This is a genomic window from Micromonospora sp. NPDC049048 (assembly GCF_043197615.1).
Lineage (GTDB): Bacteria > Actinomycetota > Actinomycetes > Mycobacteriales > Micromonosporaceae > Micromonospora.
In genome coordinates this window covers 22976-41171 of record NZ_JBICTM010000007.1, presented here as the reverse complement: position 1 = coordinate 41171, position 18196 = coordinate 22976, and the positions used below count along the sequence as shown (strand labels likewise).

Genomic DNA, 18196 nt, shown 5'->3' with positions numbered 1-18196 from the left:
CCCGGTCGGTGAGCGGGCCCGACCCGGCGCACCGGGGCCGCCGGGGTGGCTGGAAGAATCGCGGCGTGAAGACGTTCGAGGAGTTGTTCGCCGAGCTGCAGGCCAAGGCCGCCGCGGGCACCCCCGGCTCGGGCACGGTCGCCGCGCTCGAGAGGGGCGTGCACTTCATCGGCAAGAAGGTCGTCGAGGAGGCGGCCGAGTCGTGGATGGCCGCCGAGCACGAGGGGCCGGAACGTACCGCCGAGGAGATCTCCCAGCTGCTCTACCAGGTCCAGGTGCTGATGCTCGCCAGCGGTCTCGACCTCAAGGACGTGTACCGACATCTGTGAGTGCGCCCCGTCGTTGATCAGTTTCGATCGAAGGAGCACTCCGTCATGCTGCGTGTCGCCATTCCGAACAAGGGCAACCTGGCCGAGCCGGCCGCCCAGATGCTGCGCGAGGCGGGCTACCGCCAGCGCACCGACCCGAAGGACCTGGTCTGCCGGGACGAGGCCAACGACGTCGAATTCTTCTACCTGCGCCCGAAGGACATCGCCACCTACGTCGGCTCCGGCGACCTCGACGTCGGGATCACCGGCCGGGACCTGCTGATCGACTCCGGCGCGCCGGCCGAGGAGGTCATGGATCTCGACTTCGGCCGGGCCACCTTCCGCTTCGCCGCCCGCCCGGAGGACGTCGACGACGTGCGGGAGCTGGGCGGGCACCGGATCGCCACCGCGTACCCGGGGCTCGTCGAGCGGCACCTCGCGGAGCTGGGCGTCAAGGCCGAGGTGACCCGCCTCGACGGCGCGGTGGAGAACGCCATCCGGCTCGGCGTCGCCGACGTGGTCGCCGACGTGGTCGAGACCGGCACCACGCTGCGCCAGGCCGGCCTGGTGGTCTTCGGCGAGCCGTTGTTGCGCTCGTCGGCGGTGCTGGTCCGCCGCGTCGACGCCCCGGCCCACCCGCAGTCCGCCCAGCTGCTGCGCCGGCTGCACGGGGTGCTGGTCGCCCGCCGCTACGTGATGCTCGCCTACGACGTGCCGGCCGGCCTGCTCGAGCGGGCCAGCTCGCTGACCCCGGGCATCGAGTCGCCGACCGTCTCGCCGCTGCACCGCGAGGGCTGGGTGGCGGTGCAGGCGATGGTGCTCCGTGACGACGTACACCGGATCATGGACGAGCTGTACGAGCTCGGCGCCCGCGCGATCCTGGTCACCAACATCCACGCCTGCCGGCTGTGAGCCGCCCGCCCACGGCGGCCGGTGCCCCGGCGCCGTCCCCGGCGTCGCGGGTCCTGCCGCCGTGGGCGGCGTTGACCCTGGTCGCCCTCGCCGGCGTGGCCTCCGCGGCCCAGGGCACGGTCAACGCCGAGCTGGGCGAGCGGGCCGGCAACGCGACCCTGGGGGCGGTGGTCAACAACCTCGGCGGGGCGCTGCTGGTCGGCGTCGGGGCCCTGGCGCTGCCGTCGGCGCGGACCGGTCTGGTCGCGCTGCGCCGGGCCCGGCTGCCCTGGTGGGCGTACCTGGGCGGGCTCGGTGGCGCGGGCATCGTGCTGGCCGGCGCGTACATCGTGCCGGTGCTCGGGGTGGCGATCTTCACCATCGCCCAGGTCGCCGGGGGCAGCCTCGGCGGGCTGGCCGTCGACCGGGCCGGGCTGGCTCCGGTGGGGCGGCTGGCGCTCACCCCGCCACGCGTGGCGGGGGCGCTGCTCGGGGTGGCCGCCGTGACCCTGGCGCAGCTCGGCCAGCCCGTCGGCGACCTCGCCCTCGGCCTGGTCCTGCTGGCCGTGGCGGGCGGGCTGGGGGTCGCGCTCCAGTCCGCGCTGAACGCGCGGGTCTCCGCCGCCAGCTCGGCCGCCGCCGGCATGGTGGTCAACTTCGCCACGGCCACGCCCGTCGTGCTGCTGGTCGCGGCGCTGGCCGGGGCCCTCACCGGGCCGGGCCCGACCTGGCCGGGCGACTGGTACCTCTACACCGGCGGCCTGCTCGGCGTCGTCATCGTGGCGACCCTGCTGGTCGGGGTCCCGGCGGTCGGGGTGCTGCGGACCGGTCTCGCCCTGGTCGCCGGACAGCTGGGCGGCGCCCTGTTGCTGGACGCGCTGCTGCCGGGCGGCCCCGGCCTGCGGCTGCCGGTGCTCGTCGGGGCGCTGCTCACCCTGGCGGCGGCCCTGGTCGCCGGCTGGGGGACCGGCCGCCGTGGTCCCGGGGAGGCCGTCGCGCCTGTGGAACGTGTGGCGGCGCGGGAACGGCCGGGCGCGGGTGGCAGACTGGTGGGGTGAGCGAAACCGAGTCCGTGCACCTGCGCCCGCACCGTGTCCGGCTGGTCTGCTGGGTCTGCGCCGCCGTGCTGTTCGTGGTGTTCAGCCTGCTGGCGACCACGTTGAGCGGCGCGACCGGCAACGGCTACGGCAGCTTCCAGCGGGGCGACCAGATCGCGATGGTCGGGCTCGGCGTTCTCGGCGCGCTCGCCTTGCTGATCTTCACCCGGCCCCGGGTCGACGCGAACGCGCGGGGCGTGCGCGTACGCAACGTCGTCGGCTCGTACGAGCTGCCGTGGGAGGTCGTCCGGGGGGTCCGCTTCGACCGGGGCGCGCCCTGGGCCAGCCTGGAGCTGCACGACGACGACCTGCTGCCGATGGTCGCCCTCCAGGCCGCCGACAAGGAGCGGGCCGTCGAGGGGGTCCGCGCCCTGCGCCGGCTGCACCAGGCCCACCAGGCGCGGCTCGCCGAGGGCGCCGCCGGCCGTTGACCGGGTGCCCGGTTGGGTGGGCGTCCGGGCGAGGGTGTAGTGTTACCGAGTCGACCAGGCTGTCTTGCGTGTGCGCAGTCGCGCCCGTGCACGCAGCCTTGAAAGAGGAGCGCCTGCTCCCACCCGAGTCGCCACCACGGTGGCCGGGTCCGGTCACCGGTTCCGGGCACGTCCCGGCGCCGGATGCGCGATCATGTGATCGTGCCGACCGGTCGAGCGGGCCCTGGCATGCGCCGGGGCCTTCTGCTTTCCGGGTCGGCTCCCACCCGGGAGCCGCGGGGTCGGCCACGCAGAGATCCTGACTCGAGGAGGCCCCATCAGCGTCGAACCACGCGTGAACGAGCAGATCCGGGCACGTGAGGTCCGACTGGTCGGCCCCGAGGGCGAGCAGGTGGGCATCGTCCCGCTGGAGCGCGCCCTTCAGCTGGCCGCGGACGTCGACCTGGACCTGGTCGAGGTTGCGCCGATGGCGCGCCCGCCGGTGTGCAAGCTCATGGACTTCGGCAAGTTCAAGTACGAGAGCGCACTCAAGGCGCGCGAAGCGCGGCGTAACCAGCAGCAGACCGTCATCAAGGAGATGAAGCTCCGGCCGAAGATCGACCCGCACGACTACGAGACCAAGAAGGGTCACGTGGTGCGGTTCCTGAAGGCCGGCGACAAGGTCAAGGTGACGATCATGTTCCGCGGTCGCGAGCAGAGCCGCCCGGAGCTGGGTTACCGGCTCCTGCGCCGGCTCGAGTCGGAGATCTCGGAGCTGGGGTACGTCGAGGCCGCTCCCAAGCAGGACGGTCGAAACATGATCATGGTGCTCGCGCCGCACCGCGCCACCAAGGCCGCCGCGGTCGCCGCCACGGCCACCCGGGGCGGGCCGAAAGAGCGGGACGCCGAGGGCGCCCCGGCCGGCGAGCCCGCAGCGGCCGGTGACACCGGCACCGTCGCCGACAACAGCGGCGAGTAACAGGGGAGAGACGTTCCACATGCCGAAGATGAAGAGCCACACGGGGATGGGCAAGCGGGTCAAGGTGACCGGCAAGGGCAAGATCGTTGCCCAGCAGGCCGGCCTCCGGCACAACCTGGAGAAGAAGCCCTCCACCCAGACCCGTCGGCTGACCGGCACCGTGGTGCTGGCCAAGGCCGATGTCAAGCGCATCAAGAAGCTGCTCGGCCGCTGACGCGCGCCACCTTTACGTAATTAGGAGTTGAGATGGCACGCGTCAAGCGGGCTGTGAACGCCCAGAAGAAGCGCCGTACCCTGCTGGAGACCGCGAGCGGCTACCGCGGTCAGCGCTCCCGCCTCTACCGCAAGGCCAAGGAGCAGGTGCTGCACTCGATGCAGTACGCCTACCGGGACCGTCGCGACCGCAAGGGCGACTTCCGGCAGCTGTGGATCCAGCGGATCAACGCGGGCGCCCGCGCCAACGGGATGACCTACAACCGCCTGATCCAGGGCCTGCGCCTGGCCGGCATCGAGGTCGACCGCAAGATCCTGGCCGACCTGGCCGTCAACGACGCCGCCGCCTTCGCGGCGATCGTCGAGCTGGCCCGGGCCGCGGTCGCGGCCGAGGGCACCGGTGGCGCGGCGGCCCAGGCCGCCTGACCCGCACGCACCAGCAGATCGAGGCGTCTCCCATGCAGTCACCATCGCGCGGGAGACGCCTCGACGCTGTCTCCGGCCCGTTTACCCCGCGTACCCCCAGGGTGGTCGCCGCCCGCCGGTTGCAGCGCCGCCGGGACCGCGAGGCCGCCGGCCGCTTCCTGGCCGAGGGACCGCAGGCGGTCCGCGAGGCCCTGGCCCGCCCCGGGGTGGTCACCGAACTCTTCGGTACGCCCACCGCCCTGGACCGGTACGCCGAGCTGGCCGCCGCCGCGGCCCGCGCCGACGTGCCCGTCTCCGAGGCGACCGACGAGGCGCTCGCCGCGCTGGCCGAGACCGTCGCCCCGCAGGGCCTCGTCGCCGTCTGCCGACACCTCGACGTGCCCCTGGAGCGGGCCCTGGCCGGCGGGCCCCGCCTGGTGGCCGTGCTCGCCGGGATCCGCGACCCGGGCAACGCCGGCACCGTGCTGCGCACCGCCGACGCCGCGGGCGCCGGCGCGGTGGTCTTCGCCGGCGAGGCCGTCGACCCGTACAACGGCAAGTGCGTGCGGGCGTCCGCCGGCAGTCTCTTCCACGTCGACGTGGTCCGCGCGCCCGACCCGGTGGACGTCGTCGCGGCGCTGCGCGCGGCCGGGCTCACCGTGCTCGCCACCACCGGCTACGGCGAGGACGACCTCGACGACCTCGCCGACGCCGGGCGGCTGGCCGCCCCCACCGCCTGGCTCTTCGGCTCGGAGGCGCACGGCCTGCCCGAGGCGCTCACCGCCGCCGCCGACGCCCGGGTCCGGGTGCCCCTGCACGGGCGCGCGGAGAGCCTCAACCTGGCTGCGGCTGCCGCCGTCTGCCTGTACGCTTCAGCGAGAGCGCAGCGGTGACCGGCGCCGGTCCCGCCAGCCGTCCAACAGAGGAGAGCGTCCGCCCATGAACGCGCCACGGCGTTCGTTTAGCCAGCCCGCCGGTGTCGGCGGGCGGCGGGCCTGACCTGCTCTCCGCACAACTCCCACCGGCGGGCTGCGGCACAGCCGCGCGTCCGTAGACTCGCTTCGCCGCCCGTGAGGGCCGGCACCGCCGTGAGGGAGTGCCCGTACGCCATGAGCTACCGCAACGATCCGTACGACCCGAAGCAGGTCGCCCTGCTCGATCCGGCCGCCCTGGCCGAGGCCGTCGCCGCCGCCGAGAAGGCGTTCGCCGAGGCCGGTGACCCGGACGCGCTGACCGCGCTGCGCCCGGCGCACCTCGGCGACCGGTCCCCGATCTCGCTGGCCCGCCGCGAGATCGGTGCGCTGCCGCCGGCCGCGAAGTCCGACGCCGGCAAGCGGGTCAACGAGGCCCGCCGCGCCGTGGAGGCCGCGTACGCCGCCCGCCAGGAGGTCCTCGACCGGGAGCAGGCGCAGCGGGTGCTGGTGGAGGAGCGCGTCGACGTGACGCTGCCCCACGACCGGCGGCCCCGGGGCGCCCGGCACCCGATCAGCACCCTGATGGAGCAGATCAGCGACCTGTTCGTCGGCATGGGCTACGAGGTGGCCGAGGGGCCCGAGGTCGAGCTGGAGTGGACCAACTTCGACGCCCTCAACATCCCCGCCGACCACCCGGCGCGCGGCCTGATGGACACCTTCCACGTCGCGCCGCCGGAGGGCGCGGAGGGCTCCGGCCTGGTCCTGCGTACGCACACCTCGCCGGTGCAGGCGCGCACCATGCTGACCCGCAAGCCGCCGATCTACGTGATCGTGCCGGGCCGGGTCTACCGCACCGACGAGCTGGACGCCACCCACGCGCCGGTCTTCCACCAGGTGGAGGGCCTCGTGGTCGACAGGGGCATCACCATGGCGCACCTGCGCGGCACCCTGGACCACTTCGCCCGGGCGATGTTCGGCGAGGGCGCCAGGACCCGCTTCCGGCCGCACTACTTCCCGTTCACCGAGCCGTCCGCCGAGTTCGACGTGTGGTTCCCGGAGCACCGCGACGGCCCGCGCTGGGTCGAGTGGGGCGGCTGCGGCATGGTCAACCCGCGGGTGCTGCGCGCCTGCGGCATCGACCCCGAGGTCTACTCGGGATTCGCGTTCGGCATGGGCATCGACCGGACGGTGATGTTCCGGCACGGGGTCAGCGACATGCGCGACATGGCCGAGGGCGACGTGCGGTTCACCCGCGCGTTCGGGGTCGGGGCGTAGGCGATGCGGGTACGAGTCACGGAGACGGTGGTCTGAGTCATGCGAGTTTCTGTCAGTTGGCTGCGGGAGTACGTCGACCTCCCCGCCGACCTGTCCACGGGCGACCTGGAGCAGGCCCTGGTCGGCCTCGGCATCGAGGTCGAGTCCGTGGTGGACCTGCGGGAGACCGTCACCGGTGCGCTGGTCGTCGGTGAGGTGCTCGAGATCGAGGAGCTGACCGGCTTCAAGAAGCCGATCCGGTTCTGCCGGGTCGACGTCGGCGACGCCAACGGCACCGGCGATCCGCAGGAGATCGTGTGCGGGGCGCGCAACTTCGCCCCCGGCGACCGGGTCGTGGTGATCCTCCCCGGCGGCGTGCTGCCCGGCGGCTTCGCCATCGGCGCCCGCAAGACGTACGGGCGCAACTCCAACGGCATGATCTGCTCGGCGAGGGAGCTGGGCCTGGGCGACGACCACGACGGCATCGTCGTGCTGCCGGGGGACACCCCCGCCAAGCCGGGCGACGACGCGCGCCCCGTCGTGGGGCTCGACGACGTCGTGGTCGAGGTGGAGATCACCCCCGACCGGGGGTACGCGATGAGCGTCCGTGGCCTGGCCCGGGAGCTGTCGCACGCCCTCGGGGTGCCGTTCCGCGACCCCGGCCTGGCGCCCGCGCCCGGCGGCACCGGCACGCCCGCGTACCCGGTCGAGGTGCGCGACACCGTCGGCTGCGACCGGTTCGCCGCCCGCGTCGTGCGCGGCGTCGACCCGACGGCGCCGAGCCCCGGCTGGATGCAGCGGCGGCTCACCGTCGCCGGCATCCGCAGCATCTCGCTGCCGGTCGACATCACCAACTACGTGATGCTCGAGCTGGGCCAGCCGATGCACGCCTTCGACCTCGACCGGATCGCCGGGCCGCTGGTGGTCCGCCGGGCCGAGGCGGGGGAGAAGCTCACCACCCTGGACGGGGTCAGCCGCGTCCTCGCGCCCGAGGACATGGTGATCTGCGACGCCGGGCTGCCGAACGCCCTCGCGGGCGAGGGCGCCGGCGTCCCGATCTCGCTGGCGGCCGTGATGGGCGGCGAGACCAGCGAGGTCGTCGCCGGGACCACCAACGTGCTCCTCGAGGCCGCCCACTGGGACCCGGTGATGGTCGGGCGCACCGCCCGCCGGCACAAGCTGTTCAGTGAGGCGGCGAAGCGGTGGGAGCGGGGCGTCGACCCGGCCCTGCCGCTGGTCGCCCTCGAGCGCGCCGTGCGGCTGCTCACCGAGCACGCCGGCGGCACGGCCGGGGACGAGATCCTCGACGTCGACCACGTCCGGCCGCGTACCCCGGTCGTGCTGCCGGCCGACCTGCCCGGCCGGCGGGTCGGCGTGGACTACCCGCCGGCGCGGGTGGCCACCGTGTTGGAGCAGGTCGGCTGCACGGTGACCCGGGGCGCCGACCGGCTGGCCGAGGACCCGGGCGAGGTCGGTGTCACCGTCGGCGCGGCCGACACGTTCAGCGTCGTCCCGCCGACCTGGCGACCCGACCTGACCGACCCGGCCGACCTGGTCGAGGAGGTGGTCCGCCTCGACGGGTACGACCGGGTGCCGTCGGTGCTGCCGACCGCGCCGCCCGGCCGTGGCCTGACCTGGCAGCAGCGGCGCCGCCGGGCCGTGGCCCGGTCGCTCGCCGAGCGGGGGTACGTGGAGGTGCTCGCGCACCCGTTCGTCGCCCCCGGCCTGGCCGACCAGCTCGCCCTGCCCATCGACGACCCGCGTCGACGGGCGGTACGGCTGGCCAACCCGCTGTCGGAGGAGGAGCCGCTGCTGCGCACCACGCTGCTCGGCCCGCTGCTCGGCATCGTCAAGCGCAACCTCGGCCGGGGCCAGCGCGACCTGGCCCTCTACGAGATCGGCGCGGTGTTCCACCCGCGTCCCGGCGCCGGCCGCCCGCCGGCGATGGGCGTGGACCGGCGACCCACCGACGAGGAGTTCGCCGCCGCCGACGCGGTGGTGCCCGACCAGCCCCGGCACGTCGCGGTCGTGCTGACCGGCGACGTCGAGCCGGCCGGCTGGTGGGGCGCCGGTCGCCCGGCCGGCTGGGCGGACGCCGTCGAGGCCGGCCGGGACGTGCTGGCCGCCGCCGAGATCCCCGCCGAGCGGATCGAGGTCCGGGCCGCCGAGTACGCCCCCTGGCATCCCGGCCGCTGCGCCGAGCTGCTGGTCGACGGCACGGTGGTCGGGCACGCCGGGGAACTGCACCCGGCGGTCGTGGCGGCGCTGGAGCTGCCCCGGCGTACCAGCGCGATGGAACTCGACCTGGACGCGCTGCCGGCCGCTCCGGTGGCGTCCGCGCCGGTCGTGTCGGGCTTCCCTCCGGCGCTGATCGACGTGGCGCTGGTCGTCGACTCCTCCGTACCGGCGGCGCAGGTGCGTCAGGCCCTCGTCGAGGGTGCCGGCGCGCTGCTGGAGGGGGTGCGTCTGTTCGACGTGTACACCTCGGAGCAGCTCGGGGCGGGCCGCAGGTCGCTGGCGTACAAGCTCACCTTCCGGGCCCCGGACCGGACGTTGACCGTGGAGGAGGCGGTGGCCGCCCGGGACGCGGCGGTCGCCCGCGCCGCGGAACGCTTCGGCGCCACCCTGCGCGGCGCCTGAGGCGGCGGCGATGCTCGGATGGTTGGTGGTGGCCGGCGTGCTCGCGTCGGCCACCGCCGGCCTGCTCTGGGCCCGTCGGCACCTGCTGCTGGTCTCCGTCGTGGGCCGCAGCATGGAGCCGACGCTGCGTCCCGGCGACCGGGTGCTGGCCCGGCGGGTGCCGCTGTCCCGCGTGCGCCCCGGCGACGTGGTCGTGGTGACGGCCCCGGCGGCGATGACCGCCCGCCACCCGGCCCAGCCGGGCGGGGCCGGCCCGGGTCTGATGATCAAGCGGGCGTACGCGGTGCCCGGCGAGCCCGTGCCCGTCGACCGGGTGCCGCTGCTGCGCCAGCGTCCGGAGCGGGTGGTGCCGCCGGGGCAGCTGGTGCTGCTCGGCGACAACCCGCCGTTCAGCTACGACTCCCGCGAGTGCGGCTACGTACCCGAGGCGGACCTGCTCGGGGTGGTCGTCCGGCCGAGGCTGCCCTCCGCGTGACCCGCGGGTGGCGTGCCGCGCGGCACGGGGCCGCGCGGCACGCCGGTGCCGGAACTCAGCACAGAGCGGTCATCGTGCCCGCTCCCGCGCTGCAGTAGTACCCGCACGAGCCGCACGTCGTGCCGCAGCTGGGGGTGTAACTGCACCGCTTGAGATGGCAGGTGCCACACGCCGCACACCACGGGTCCGGCGGACAGGCGGCGGCGGCCGTCACCTTCGGGACGAACACGCCGAGCATCCGCTCGCCGAGGCGCTCCAGTCGACGCATCATCCGATCACCTCCTCTCATCAGGATCGACAGCTGCGGGCACGCTACGGCCGCCCGGTACACCGGACCTACAGCCGGCGCCGCCACCGGTAAGCGACGGGTGTATCGGCGATGTATCCGTCACTCCTAGCGTGGGCCCCCGGCTGACGAGGAGGTGCCGACGGATGCGAGCGGTGGAACTGGGTGCGCGGATCCTGCTGGCCCTGGTGTTCCTCGCCGCGGTGCTCGGCAAGCTGCGCACCCGGGCGGGTTTCGACGAGTTCGTGGCGTCGGTCGGGCAGTTCGGCGTGCCGGCGAGGTGGGTCGGCCCGGTCGCCCGGGTCGCCGTCGCCACCGAGGCGGCCGTGGTCGTGCTGCTCGCCGTGCCGGCGACCGTCCCCGCCGGGCTGCTGCTCGCCGCCGGGCTGCTCGGCGTGCTCACCGTCGCGATCGCCGCCGCGTTGCGGCGCGGCGTCCGCCCGGCGTGCCGCTGCTTCGGCGCCGCCGACGCCCCGATCGGTCCGCGACACGTGGCGCGCAACCTGGCCCTCGCCGGGGTGGCGCTGCTCGGCCTGCTCGGCGGGGCCGCCGCCGGTGCACCGCCGTCGCCGGCCACCATGCTGCTCGTCGCCGGGGCGGCCGTCCCGCTGGCCGCCGTGGTGGTCCGCCTCGACGACCTGGTCGCCCTCTTCGCCCCGCACCCGTCGTCCCGGCCGACCCGTCCGGCCGGCCGCTCCTGACCCCTCCCGGCAACCCGAAGGAGTTCCCGTGGCGCTGTTGACCGTCGCCGTCGTCCTCGTCGCCGTGCTCGGCCTGCTCAACCTGGTGCTGACGCTCGGCGTGGTCCGCCGGCTGCGCGAGCACACCGAGCTGCTCAACGACCGGCAGTCCCAGCCGCCGGCGGTGATGCTGGAGGCGGGCGCCGCCCCCGGCGACTTCGCCTCCACCACCGTGGACGGTCGGCTGCGTACCCGGGCCGACCTGCCGCCGATGACGCTGGTGGCGTTCCTGACGCCGAGCTGCGAGCACTGCGCCGAGCAGGTCCCGCTGCTCATCGACCGGGCGCGGATGATGCCCGGCGGGGCGGAGCACGTCTGGGTGGTGGTGGTCGGCAAGGGCGGGGAGACCGAGGCGTACGCGGCACAGTTCGCCGGACTCGCGACGGTCTTCATCGAGCCGGGCAGCGGCCCGCTGCCGCTCGCGTTCGGCGTCAAGGGATACCCGGCGTTCGGCCTGCTCGACGAGCGTGGCCTCGTCGCGTCGTCCGCCTTCGGCATCGCCCGGTTGGACCTGCCGGTGGCGCGGTGACCGGGCCCCGGCTGGCGCCCCGGCGGGCCGTCCGGCACGCCCGGGCGGCCCTGGGGCTCACCTGGCGGGCGGCCCCCGGGGGCACCGCCGTCGACCTGCTGCTGGCGATCCTCGCCGGGGTGACGCCGGTGCTCGTCGCCGCACTGACCAAGCTCGTCCTGGACCGGCTGGCCGGCGGGCGTGCCGCGGACGCGTCGCTGGCCCTGCTCGGCGTCGGGCTCGCGGTCGCCGCCGCGGCCGGCGTCGTCCTGCCCCACCTGCGCACGTACGTGGAGAAGGAGCGCATCCGGTCGGTGTCCCGGCTGGTGCGCCGGAGGTTGCACGCCGCCGTGCTGCGCCTGGTCGGCCTGGTCCGGCTGGAGGACCCGGAGTTCCAGGACCGGTTGCAGGCCGCCCAGCAGACCGGTCACCTGGGACCGACCCAGCTCACCGGGAACGCGCTCGGTGCGGTGCAGAGCGTGCTCGCCGTCACGGGTTTCCTGGGCGTGCTGCTGGCGCTCAGCCCGGCGATCGGTCTCCTGGTGCTGGTGGCGGCGCTGCCCACGCTCTGGATGCAGCTGCGCCTCAACCGGGCGCGGGTGGCGATGGTGCTGCACCTGGAGCACTTCCAGCGGCGCGACCTGTTCTTCGCCCAGCTGCTGGTGGGCGTGCCGGCCGCCAAGGAGGTGCGGCTCTTCGGCCTCGGCCGGTTCTTCGGCGACCGGATGCTCGGCGAGCTGCACGGCATGCACCGGGTGGAGCAGCGGCTGGACCGCCGCGAGTTGCGGGCCCAGGGCCTGCTCGGACTCCTCGGCGCCACGGTGGCGGGGGCGGGCGTGGTCTACACGGTCGCGGCTGCCGCCGGTGGTCGGCTCACCGTCGGCGACGTGGCGCTCTACCTGGTGGCGGTGCCCGGGGTGCAGGGTGCGCTGGGCGGGCTGGTCGGCCAGCTCGGCGCGATCCACCAGGCGCTGCTGCTGTTCGACCACTACGACCAGGTCGTCCGCGCCGAGCCTGACCTGCCGGTGGCGGCCGACGCCCGGCCGGCGCCGCCGCTGCGCGAGGGCATCGAGTTGCGCGACGTGTGGTTCCGGTACTCGCCCCGGCATCCGTGGGTGCTGTGCGGGGTGGACCTGTTCCTGCCGGCCGGGTCGACGACCGCGCTGGTCGGGTTGAACGGCGCGGGCAAGAGCACCCTGGTCAAGCTGCTGTGCCGGTTCTACGACCCGGAGCGCGGCAGCATCCGGTGGGACGGGGTGGACCTGCGCGAGTTCGACCCGGCGGCGCTGCGGGAGCGGCTGGGCGCGGTCTTCCAGGACTTCATGCCGTACGACCTCTCGGCGGCGGAGAACATCGCCGTCGGGGACCTGCGCGCCCGCGACGAGCCGGAGCGCCTGCGTACCGCCGCGCGGCAGGCGGGCATCGACGAGGCGCTGACCGCGCTGCCCCGGGGCTACGACACCCTGCTCACCCGGATCTTCTTCGACGGCCCGGACCGGGACGACCCGCAGGCGGGGGTGGTCCTCTCCGGCGGCCAGTGGCAGCGGGTGGCGCTGGCCCGCGGCTTCCTGCGCGCCGACCGCGACCTGCTGATCCTCGACGAGCCCAGCTCCGGCCTGGACGCCGAGGCCGAGCACGACCTGCACACCCGGCTGCGCGAGCTGCGCCGGGGACGCACCAGCCTGCTCATCTCGCACCGGCTCAACGCCGTGCGGGACGCGGACGTCATCGTGGTGCTGTCCGACGGCAGGATCGCCGAGCATGGCCGGCACGACGAGTTGCTCGCCGCCGGTGGCGGCTACGCCCGGCTCTTCAACCTCCAGGCCCGTGGCTACCGGGAGGAGGCCTCCTCGTCGGTGTGACCCGACGGCTGCTCGACGGCGGCCAGTTCGGCGGCGTAGAGCCGGACCAACTCGCCCACCCGGTAGCGGCCCGGCCCGGCCGGCTCGGCGAGCTGCGCCGTCACCAGCCGGTCCAGTGCGCGTACGGCGTCCTCCGGTGGCAGGCCGGTCAGCGCGGCGGCCGTCTCCGTGGTCAGCGGTCCCGTCCGGGTCCCGCCCAGCCGGCGGAACACCTGCGCGGCGGAGCCGAGCCGGCGGTAGCTCGCGGTCAGCCGGGGCCCCAGCCCGGTCTCCGCGAGCCGGTGCCGCTCGTCGCGCAGCAGCCGCGCCAGCCGGGCCATCGACCAGTGCGGCCCCTCGGCCAGCCGGCGGGCGACGGTGCGCAGCGCCAGCGGCAGTCCCTCGCAGAGCGCGACGACCGCCCGGGCCGCCTCCGGCTCGTCGTCCACCCGGCGGTCCCCGGCGACGGCCCGCAACAGGGCCAGCGCGACGCCGGTCGGCAGCGGGTCCAGCCGCAGCGGGCGGACGTCGCCGTCGGGCATCGGGCAGCGGCTGGTGACCAGCAGCGCGCAGCCGCCGCGCGCCGGCAGCAGGCCGTCGACCTGCGCCGGATCGGCGGCGTTGTCGAGCACCAGCAGCACCCGCCGGCCGAACAGCAGCGACCGGACGCGGGCCCTCGTCTCGGCGAGACCGGTGGGCTCCGGCTCGCCCGTGACGCCCTGGAACGACCGGAGCACCCGGGCGGCCACCTCGACCGGGGGCAGCGGGGTCCCGGCCACGGAACCGCCCAGGTCGAGGTGGAGCTGGCCGTCCGGGAACGACTCCAGCGCCGCGACGGCGGCGCGCAGCCCGAGCGCCGACTTGCCGACGCCGGCCGTGCCGTGCACGGTCACGGTGACCGGGTGCTCCCGGGCGGACGTCAGCGCGGTACGCAGCCGGGCCAGCTCGGCGTGCCGCCCGACGAAGGGCGCGGCGGCGCAGGGGAGTTCGTGCGGCACCAGCACGGGTCGGGCCTCGGCGGCACGCTCCCCGTCGCGCGCGGGTGGCCGGGCCGCGAACGGCGGCGGGCGCTGCCAGCGTCGCCGGACCGCGCGGTACAACTCGGTCAGCTCGGGTCCCGGGGCGATTCCCAGCTCGCCGGCGAGGGCCCGGCACGCGGCGCGGTACGTTTCCAGGGCGGCGGCCTGGTCGCCGGCCCGGCACTGGGCGGTCATCAGCAGCGCCCAGGCGGGCTCCCGCAGCGGGTTCTCCGTCAGGTGGGTGCGCAGCAGGGCCAGCAGCTCGGGGCTGCCCCGGTCGCCGAGGTCGAGCCGGCAGGCGGCGTACGCCTCCCGCACGCCGGCCCGGCGCTCGCGCAGCCGGTCGAACGCCGCGGCGGTCGCCGGCCCGTACGCCGGGGGCGGATCCGTCACCGACCAGAGCGCCAGCGCCCGCTCCAGCAGTGGTGCGGCGACCCGTGGTTCCCCGTCGGCGCGGGCGGCGAGCCCCTCGGCGGCCAGCCGTTCGAACTCGACCGCGTCCAGTTCGCCGGGCCCGACCCGGAGCCGGTAGCCGCCGTGCTGGGCGTGCAGTCGGGGCGGCTCGCCCGGCGCGGTGAGCAGACGGCGCAGCTGGCTGGCGTGGCTGCGCAGGTTCGCCACCGCCGACACGGGGGCGGGGCCGGCCCAGAGTTCCTCGCGCAGCCGCTCGACCGGAACCGCCACGCCGGCGTGCAGCAAGAGGGTGACCAGCATGGCGGTGGGCCGCCCGGGGGGCAGGCGCAGCGGCCTGCCGTCGCCGCAGACCCGTACCGGCCCGAGGATCCGGAACGTCAGCTCCATGGCGACCTCCGCCGTGTGTCCCCCGTGGCTAGGTTTCCCAGCCCCACACCATCGCGCGCAGACAATTATGCCAGTCGATGCAATGTGCAGGGCCGGTATTACTGGGCGTGACGTATCGGCTGAAAGGTCAGTGGCCTCGGAATTTTTGGCTACCCGCCAGTCACATCCGAGCGGTTAACCTGCTTTGATTCCACGTGTAGCCGGAGTCACACCCCCGCCACCCCCACGGGAGTCGAGTCATGTCCGAGGATCCGCCGTTCACCACCGTCGATGTCTGCATCGTGGGCGGCTGCGGGCGGGTGGGGCTGCCGCTGGGCATCGCCTTCGCCTCGCGCGGCCTCTCCGTCGTGCTGTACGACATCAACGCCGACGCGGTCGACACGGTCAACGCGGCCACCCTGCCCTTCGCCGAGCCCGGCGCGGCCGACGCGCTCGCGGAGGCGGTGGCCGCCGGCCGGCTGCGGGCCAGCACCGACCCGGCCAGCGTCAGTGCCTCCGAGCACCTCGTCGTGGTCGTCGGCACCCCGGTCGACGAGCACCTCAACCCGGACCTGGGCGCGGTGCCCCGGGCCCTGGAACGCTGCGCCGAGCACCTGCGCGACGGGCAGCTCGTCGTGCTGCGCAGCACCGTCTACCCCGGGGTCACCGCGCTGACCGAGAAGCTGCTCGCCGGCAAGGGCATCCGCGCCGACGTGGCGTTCTGCCCGGAGCGCATCGCCGAGGGGCGGGCGATGACGGAGCTGTTCACGCTGCCGCAGATCGTCGCCGCCCGTACGCCGGGGGCGCTGGCCCGGGCCGAGAAGTTGTTCCGGCACCTCACCACGCAGATCGTGCCCCTCGAACCCGAGGAGGCCGAGCTGGCGAAGCTGTTCACCAACACGTGGCGTTACATCAAGTTCGCCACCGCCAACCAGTTCTGGATGATGGCCAACGACTTCGGCCTGGACTTCGCCCGGATCCGGCACGCGGTGGCGTACGACTATCCGCGCGCGGCGGACCTGCCGATGCCCGGGTTCGCGGCCGGGCCGTGCCTGTTCAAGGACACGATGCAGCTGGCCGCGTTCAACCGGAACAACTTCGTGCTCGGCCACTCCGCCATGTTGATCAACGAAGGGTTGCCGCTCTACCTGGTGTCGCGCCTGGAGGACCGCTTCGACCTGTCCGAGCTGACCGTGGGCATCCTCGGCATGGCCTTCAAGGGCGGCAGCGACGACCCCCGGGAGAGCCTGGCGTACAAGCTGCGCAAGATCCTGGCGCTGAAGACCCGCGAGACGCTCTGCACGGATCCCCACGTGACCGACGAGCGGTTCGTCGACCTCGACGAGGTGCTGCGCCGGGCCGACCTGCTGGTCATCGCCGCCCCGCACGAGCAGTACGCCCGCCTGGAGACCGACAAGCCGGTCATCGACATGTGGGGCCTGACCGGGCAGGGGGTGCGGGTGTGAAGCCCCGGGTCTCGGTGATCGTGCCGGTCTACAACGAGGGCGAGGCGATCCTGCGCTGCCTGGAGCGGATGCTGCGCGAGATGCTGCTGCCCGCCGAGGTGCTGGTCGTGCACGACATGCCCGAGGACACCACCGTGCCGTACGTCGAGCAGGTCGCCCGGACGGACCCGCGGGTGCGGGCGGTGCTCAACACCTACGGTCGCGGTCCGGCCAACGCGATCCGGTTCGGCATCGACACGGCGCTCGCCCCGGTCGCGGTCGTGACCATGGCCGACGGCTGTGACGATCCCCGCCAGATCGACGAACTGGCCCGGCTGGTCGACCGGGGGGTGGTGGTCGCCGCCGCCTCCCGCTACATGCCCGGGGGCCAGCAGGTCGGCGGGCCCCGGCTGAAGCGGCTGATGTCGCGCTGGGCGGGGCGCAGCCTCTACACCTTCGCCCGCGTCGGCACCCGCGACGCCACGAACAGCTTCAAGGCGTACGACACCGAGTTCGTCCGCGAGGTGGGGATCGAGTCGCGGACGGGCTTCGAGATCGGGCTGGAGCTGACCGCCAAGGCGACCCGGCTGCGGCTGCCCGTGGCCGAGATCCCGACCATCTGGCTGGACCGGCCGCTGGGGGAGTCCCACTTCGACCTGGGTCGCTTCCTCCCCGGCTACCTGCGCTGGTACTTCTTCGCATACGGTCGACGGCTGGCACGGGAGAAACTGGCCGGGCGCAGCATCCCGACCGTGGTCGTGCCCGCCCAGCGCGACCCGCAGGACAGCACCGAGTTCGAACAGACCGCATAGGAGCGCACGTGGCGAAGGTCCTGGTAACTGGCTCGGCCGGCTTCATCGGCGGCTACCTCGTCTCCGAGTTGTTGGACCGGGGCCACGAGGTCGTCGGTGTGGACGACTTCTCCAAGTACGGCCCGGTCACCCACAGCTACGACCAGCACCCCCGGTTCCGGTTCGTCGAGGGCGACGCCCGGGACGTGGACCTGCTCACCGGGCTGCTCGACGGCTGCGACCACCTGGTCGCCGGTGCGGCGATGATCGGCGGCATCTCCTACTTCCACGCGTACGCCTACGACCTGCTCGCCACGAACGAGCGGATCATGGCGGCCACCTGCGACGCGGCGATCCGCGCCCACCGTGACGGCCGACTGGCGAAGGTCACCTACCTCTCCTCCTCGATGGTCTTCGAGTCCACCGAGCACTGGCCCAGCCGGGAGGGCGACGAGCGCCGCATCCCGCCGCCGCTGTCGTCGTACGGGTTCCAGAAGCTGGCCGTGGAGTACTACGCCCGGGCCGCCTGGGAGCAGTACCAGCTGCCGTACACGATCGTGCGGCCGTTCAACTGCGTCGGCGTGGGGGAGGGGCGGGCGCTGGGGCAGGCCGAGGTGCTCTCCGGCAATGTCAAGCTGGCCATGTCACACGTCGTGCCCGACCTGGTGCAGAAGATCGTGAAGGGGCAGGATCCGCTGCACATCCTCGGCGAGGGCAACCAGGTGCGCCACTACACCTACGGCGGCGACCTGGCCCGGGGCATCGCCACGGCGATGGAGCACCCGGCGGCGCACAACGAGGACTTCAACCTCTCCACCGCCGAGTCGACCACGGTCCTGGAGCTGGCCGAGCTGATCTGGCGCAAGATCAAGGGCGCGGACGTGCCGTTCCGGTACGTCTCCGACGAGCCCTACCAGTACGACGTGCAGAAGCGGGTGCCGGACGTGACCAAGTCCCGTGAGGTGCTGGGCTTCACGGCGAGCACCTCGCTGGACGAGATGCTCGACGAGGTGATCCCGTGGGTGACCCGCGCGGTCGAGGAGGGCCGCCTCTGAGCGGTTGCCGCCGGTTCGAGGCCCGTGTCGCGGTGCTGCGGCGCGGGCCTTCGCGTGACGTGGGTCACGTCTCTCATCGCCATGCGGTCGACTGCATGAACTTGCAGAGGGAAGTCGATCGTTGCTAGGCTCCCCTGCATAGTCA

General features: G+C 74.2%; 18 protein-coding genes. 17 read left to right on the top strand and 1 reads right to left on the bottom strand.

Translation table 11 applies throughout. The features are described 5' to 3' along the window. Nucleotides 1–65 precede the first annotated feature (65 nt). From ACGFIG_RS22145 to ACGFIG_RS22080, 14 genes are all read left to right on the top strand, one after another. Entirely contained in the window at nt 66–329 is a 264-nt protein-coding gene (locus tag ACGFIG_RS22145; RefSeq protein ID WP_357069382.1) for a phosphoribosyl-ATP diphosphatase, read from the top strand. A gap of 45 nt (nt 330–374) precedes the next feature. Continuing rightward, a complete protein-coding gene (gene hisG, locus ACGFIG_RS22140) occupies nt 375–1220 on the top strand; it encodes an ATP phosphoribosyltransferase (protein ID WP_393005690.1) in 846 nt (281 codons plus the stop codon). After that, nucleotides 1217–2257: a DMT family transporter gene (locus ACGFIG_RS22135; protein WP_393005689.1), complete on the top strand. Its 1041-nt coding sequence runs from the start codon at nt 1217–1219 to the stop codon at nt 2255–2257. Before hisG ends, ACGFIG_RS22135 begins: the two co-directional genes overlap by 4 nt. Continuing rightward, nucleotides 2254–2727: a PH domain-containing protein gene (locus tag ACGFIG_RS22130; protein ID WP_393005688.1), complete on the top strand. Its 474-nt coding sequence runs from the start codon at nt 2254–2256 to the stop codon at nt 2725–2727. Before ACGFIG_RS22135 ends, ACGFIG_RS22130 begins: the two co-directional genes overlap by 4 nt. 334 nt (nt 2728–3061) lie before the next feature. Further along, nucleotides 3062–3685, top strand: coding sequence for a translation initiation factor IF-3 (infC, locus tag ACGFIG_RS22125; RefSeq protein ID WP_393005687.1), 624 nt, complete (start codon nt 3062–3064; stop codon nt 3683–3685). Nucleotides 3686–3704: 19 nt separating this feature from the next. Next, the gene (gene rpmI, locus ACGFIG_RS22120; protein WP_007458415.1) at nt 3705–3899 is read left to right on the top strand and encodes a 50S ribosomal protein L35; all 195 of its coding nucleotides are present in this window, start codon (nt 3705–3707) and stop codon (nt 3897–3899) included. A gap of 32 nt (nt 3900–3931) precedes the next feature. Next, the gene (gene rplT / locus ACGFIG_RS22115; RefSeq protein ID WP_030335718.1) at nt 3932–4324 is read left to right on the top strand and encodes a 50S ribosomal protein L20; all 393 of its coding nucleotides are present in this window, start codon (nt 3932–3934) and stop codon (nt 4322–4324) included. A 32-nt stretch (nt 4325–4356) separates the two neighbouring features. Then, a complete protein-coding gene (locus tag ACGFIG_RS22110; RefSeq protein ID WP_393005685.1) occupies nt 4357–5196 on the top strand; it encodes a TrmH family RNA methyltransferase in 840 nt (279 codons plus the stop codon). A 216-nt stretch (nt 5197–5412) separates the two neighbouring features. Beyond that, nucleotides 5413–6492, top strand: a complete 1080-nt coding sequence (pheS, locus tag ACGFIG_RS22105; RefSeq protein ID WP_393005683.1) for a phenylalanine--tRNA ligase subunit alpha — start codon at nt 5413–5415, stop codon at nt 6490–6492. Between the two features lie 39 nt (nt 6493–6531). Next, nucleotides 6532–9111: a phenylalanine--tRNA ligase subunit beta gene (gene pheT / locus ACGFIG_RS22100; protein ID WP_393005681.1), complete on the top strand. Its 2580-nt coding sequence runs from the start codon at nt 6532–6534 to the stop codon at nt 9109–9111. Nucleotides 9112–9121: 10 nt separating this feature from the next. Beyond that, nucleotides 9122–9586: a S26 family signal peptidase gene (locus tag ACGFIG_RS22095; protein ID WP_393005679.1), complete on the top strand. Its 465-nt coding sequence runs from the start codon at nt 9122–9124 to the stop codon at nt 9584–9586. 432 nt (nt 9587–10018) lie between these two features. Then, on the top strand, nt 10019–10573 hold the full coding sequence (locus ACGFIG_RS22090; protein ID WP_393005677.1) for a MauE/DoxX family redox-associated membrane protein: 555 nt from the start codon (nt 10019–10021) through the stop codon (nt 10571–10573). A gap of 28 nt (nt 10574–10601) precedes the next feature. Next, nucleotides 10602–11141 (top strand): TlpA family protein disulfide reductase, encoded by a 540-nt coding sequence (locus ACGFIG_RS22085; RefSeq protein WP_393005675.1) that lies wholly within the window; start codon nt 10602–10604, stop codon nt 11139–11141. Continuing rightward, a complete protein-coding gene (locus ACGFIG_RS22080; RefSeq protein ID WP_393005673.1) occupies nt 11138–12982 on the top strand; it encodes an ABC transporter ATP-binding protein in 1845 nt (614 codons plus the stop codon). Before ACGFIG_RS22085 ends, ACGFIG_RS22080 begins: the two co-directional genes overlap by 4 nt. Here the strand turns inward: ACGFIG_RS22080 and ACGFIG_RS22075 are convergent. After that, nucleotides 12952–14781, bottom strand: a complete 1830-nt coding sequence (locus tag ACGFIG_RS22075; RefSeq protein WP_393005671.1) for a BTAD domain-containing putative transcriptional regulator — start codon at nt 14779–14781, stop codon at nt 12952–12954. The two genes, ACGFIG_RS22080 and ACGFIG_RS22075, sit on opposite strands and share 31 nt — an antisense overlap. A 239-nt stretch (nt 14782–15020) precedes the next feature. On the opposite strand from ACGFIG_RS22075, the gene ACGFIG_RS22070 reads away from it, so the two are divergent. The 3 genes from ACGFIG_RS22070 to ACGFIG_RS22060 are packed head-to-tail and all read left to right on the top strand — an operon-like array spanning nt 15021 to nt 18051. Further along, nucleotides 15021–16226 carry a nucleotide sugar dehydrogenase gene (locus ACGFIG_RS22070; protein WP_393005669.1) on the top strand — a complete coding sequence of 402 codons (1206 nt, stop codon included), beginning with the start codon at nt 15021–15023 and terminating at the stop codon, nt 16224–16226. Next, complete coding sequence (locus ACGFIG_RS22065) at nt 16223–17017, top strand: glycosyltransferase family 2 protein (RefSeq protein ID WP_393005667.1); 795 nt, start codon at nt 16223–16225, stop codon at nt 17015–17017. Before ACGFIG_RS22070 ends, ACGFIG_RS22065 begins: the two co-directional genes overlap by 4 nt. 8 nt (nt 17018–17025) lie before the next feature. After that, nucleotides 17026–18051 (top strand): NAD-dependent epimerase/dehydratase family protein, encoded by a 1026-nt coding sequence (locus ACGFIG_RS22060; RefSeq protein ID WP_393005665.1) that lies wholly within the window; start codon nt 17026–17028, stop codon nt 18049–18051. The last annotated feature ends 145 nt before the right edge of the window (nt 18052–18196 follow it).

Coding starts and splice junctions, on each gene's coding strand:
- hisG (WP_393005690.1), top strand. CDS start 375: ATGCTGCGTGTCGCCATTCCGAACAAGGGCAACCTGGCCGAGCCGGCC.
- rpmI (WP_007458415.1), top strand. CDS start 3,705: ATGCCGAAGATGAAGAGCCACACGGGGATGGGCAAGCGGGTCAAGGTG.
- rplT (WP_030335718.1), top strand. CDS start 3,932: ATGGCACGCGTCAAGCGGGCTGTGAACGCCCAGAAGAAGCGCCGTACC.
- ACGFIG_RS22110 (WP_393005685.1), top strand. CDS start 4,357: ATGCAGTCACCATCGCGCGGGAGACGCCTCGACGCTGTCTCCGGCCCG.
- pheS (WP_393005683.1), top strand. CDS start 5,413: ATGAGCTACCGCAACGATCCGTACGACCCGAAGCAGGTCGCCCTGCTC.
- pheT (WP_393005681.1), top strand. CDS start 6,532: ATGCGAGTTTCTGTCAGTTGGCTGCGGGAGTACGTCGACCTCCCCGCC.
- ACGFIG_RS22095 (WP_393005679.1), top strand. CDS start 9,122: ATGCTCGGATGGTTGGTGGTGGCCGGCGTGCTCGCGTCGGCCACCGCC.
- ACGFIG_RS22090 (WP_393005677.1), top strand. CDS start 10,019: ATGCGAGCGGTGGAACTGGGTGCGCGGATCCTGCTGGCCCTGGTGTTC.
- ACGFIG_RS22075 (WP_393005671.1), bottom strand. CDS start 14,781: ATGGAGCTGACGTTCCGGATCCTCGGGCCGGTACGGGTCTGCGGCGAC.
- ACGFIG_RS22070 (WP_393005669.1), top strand. CDS start 15,021: ATGTCCGAGGATCCGCCGTTCACCACCGTCGATGTCTGCATCGTGGGC.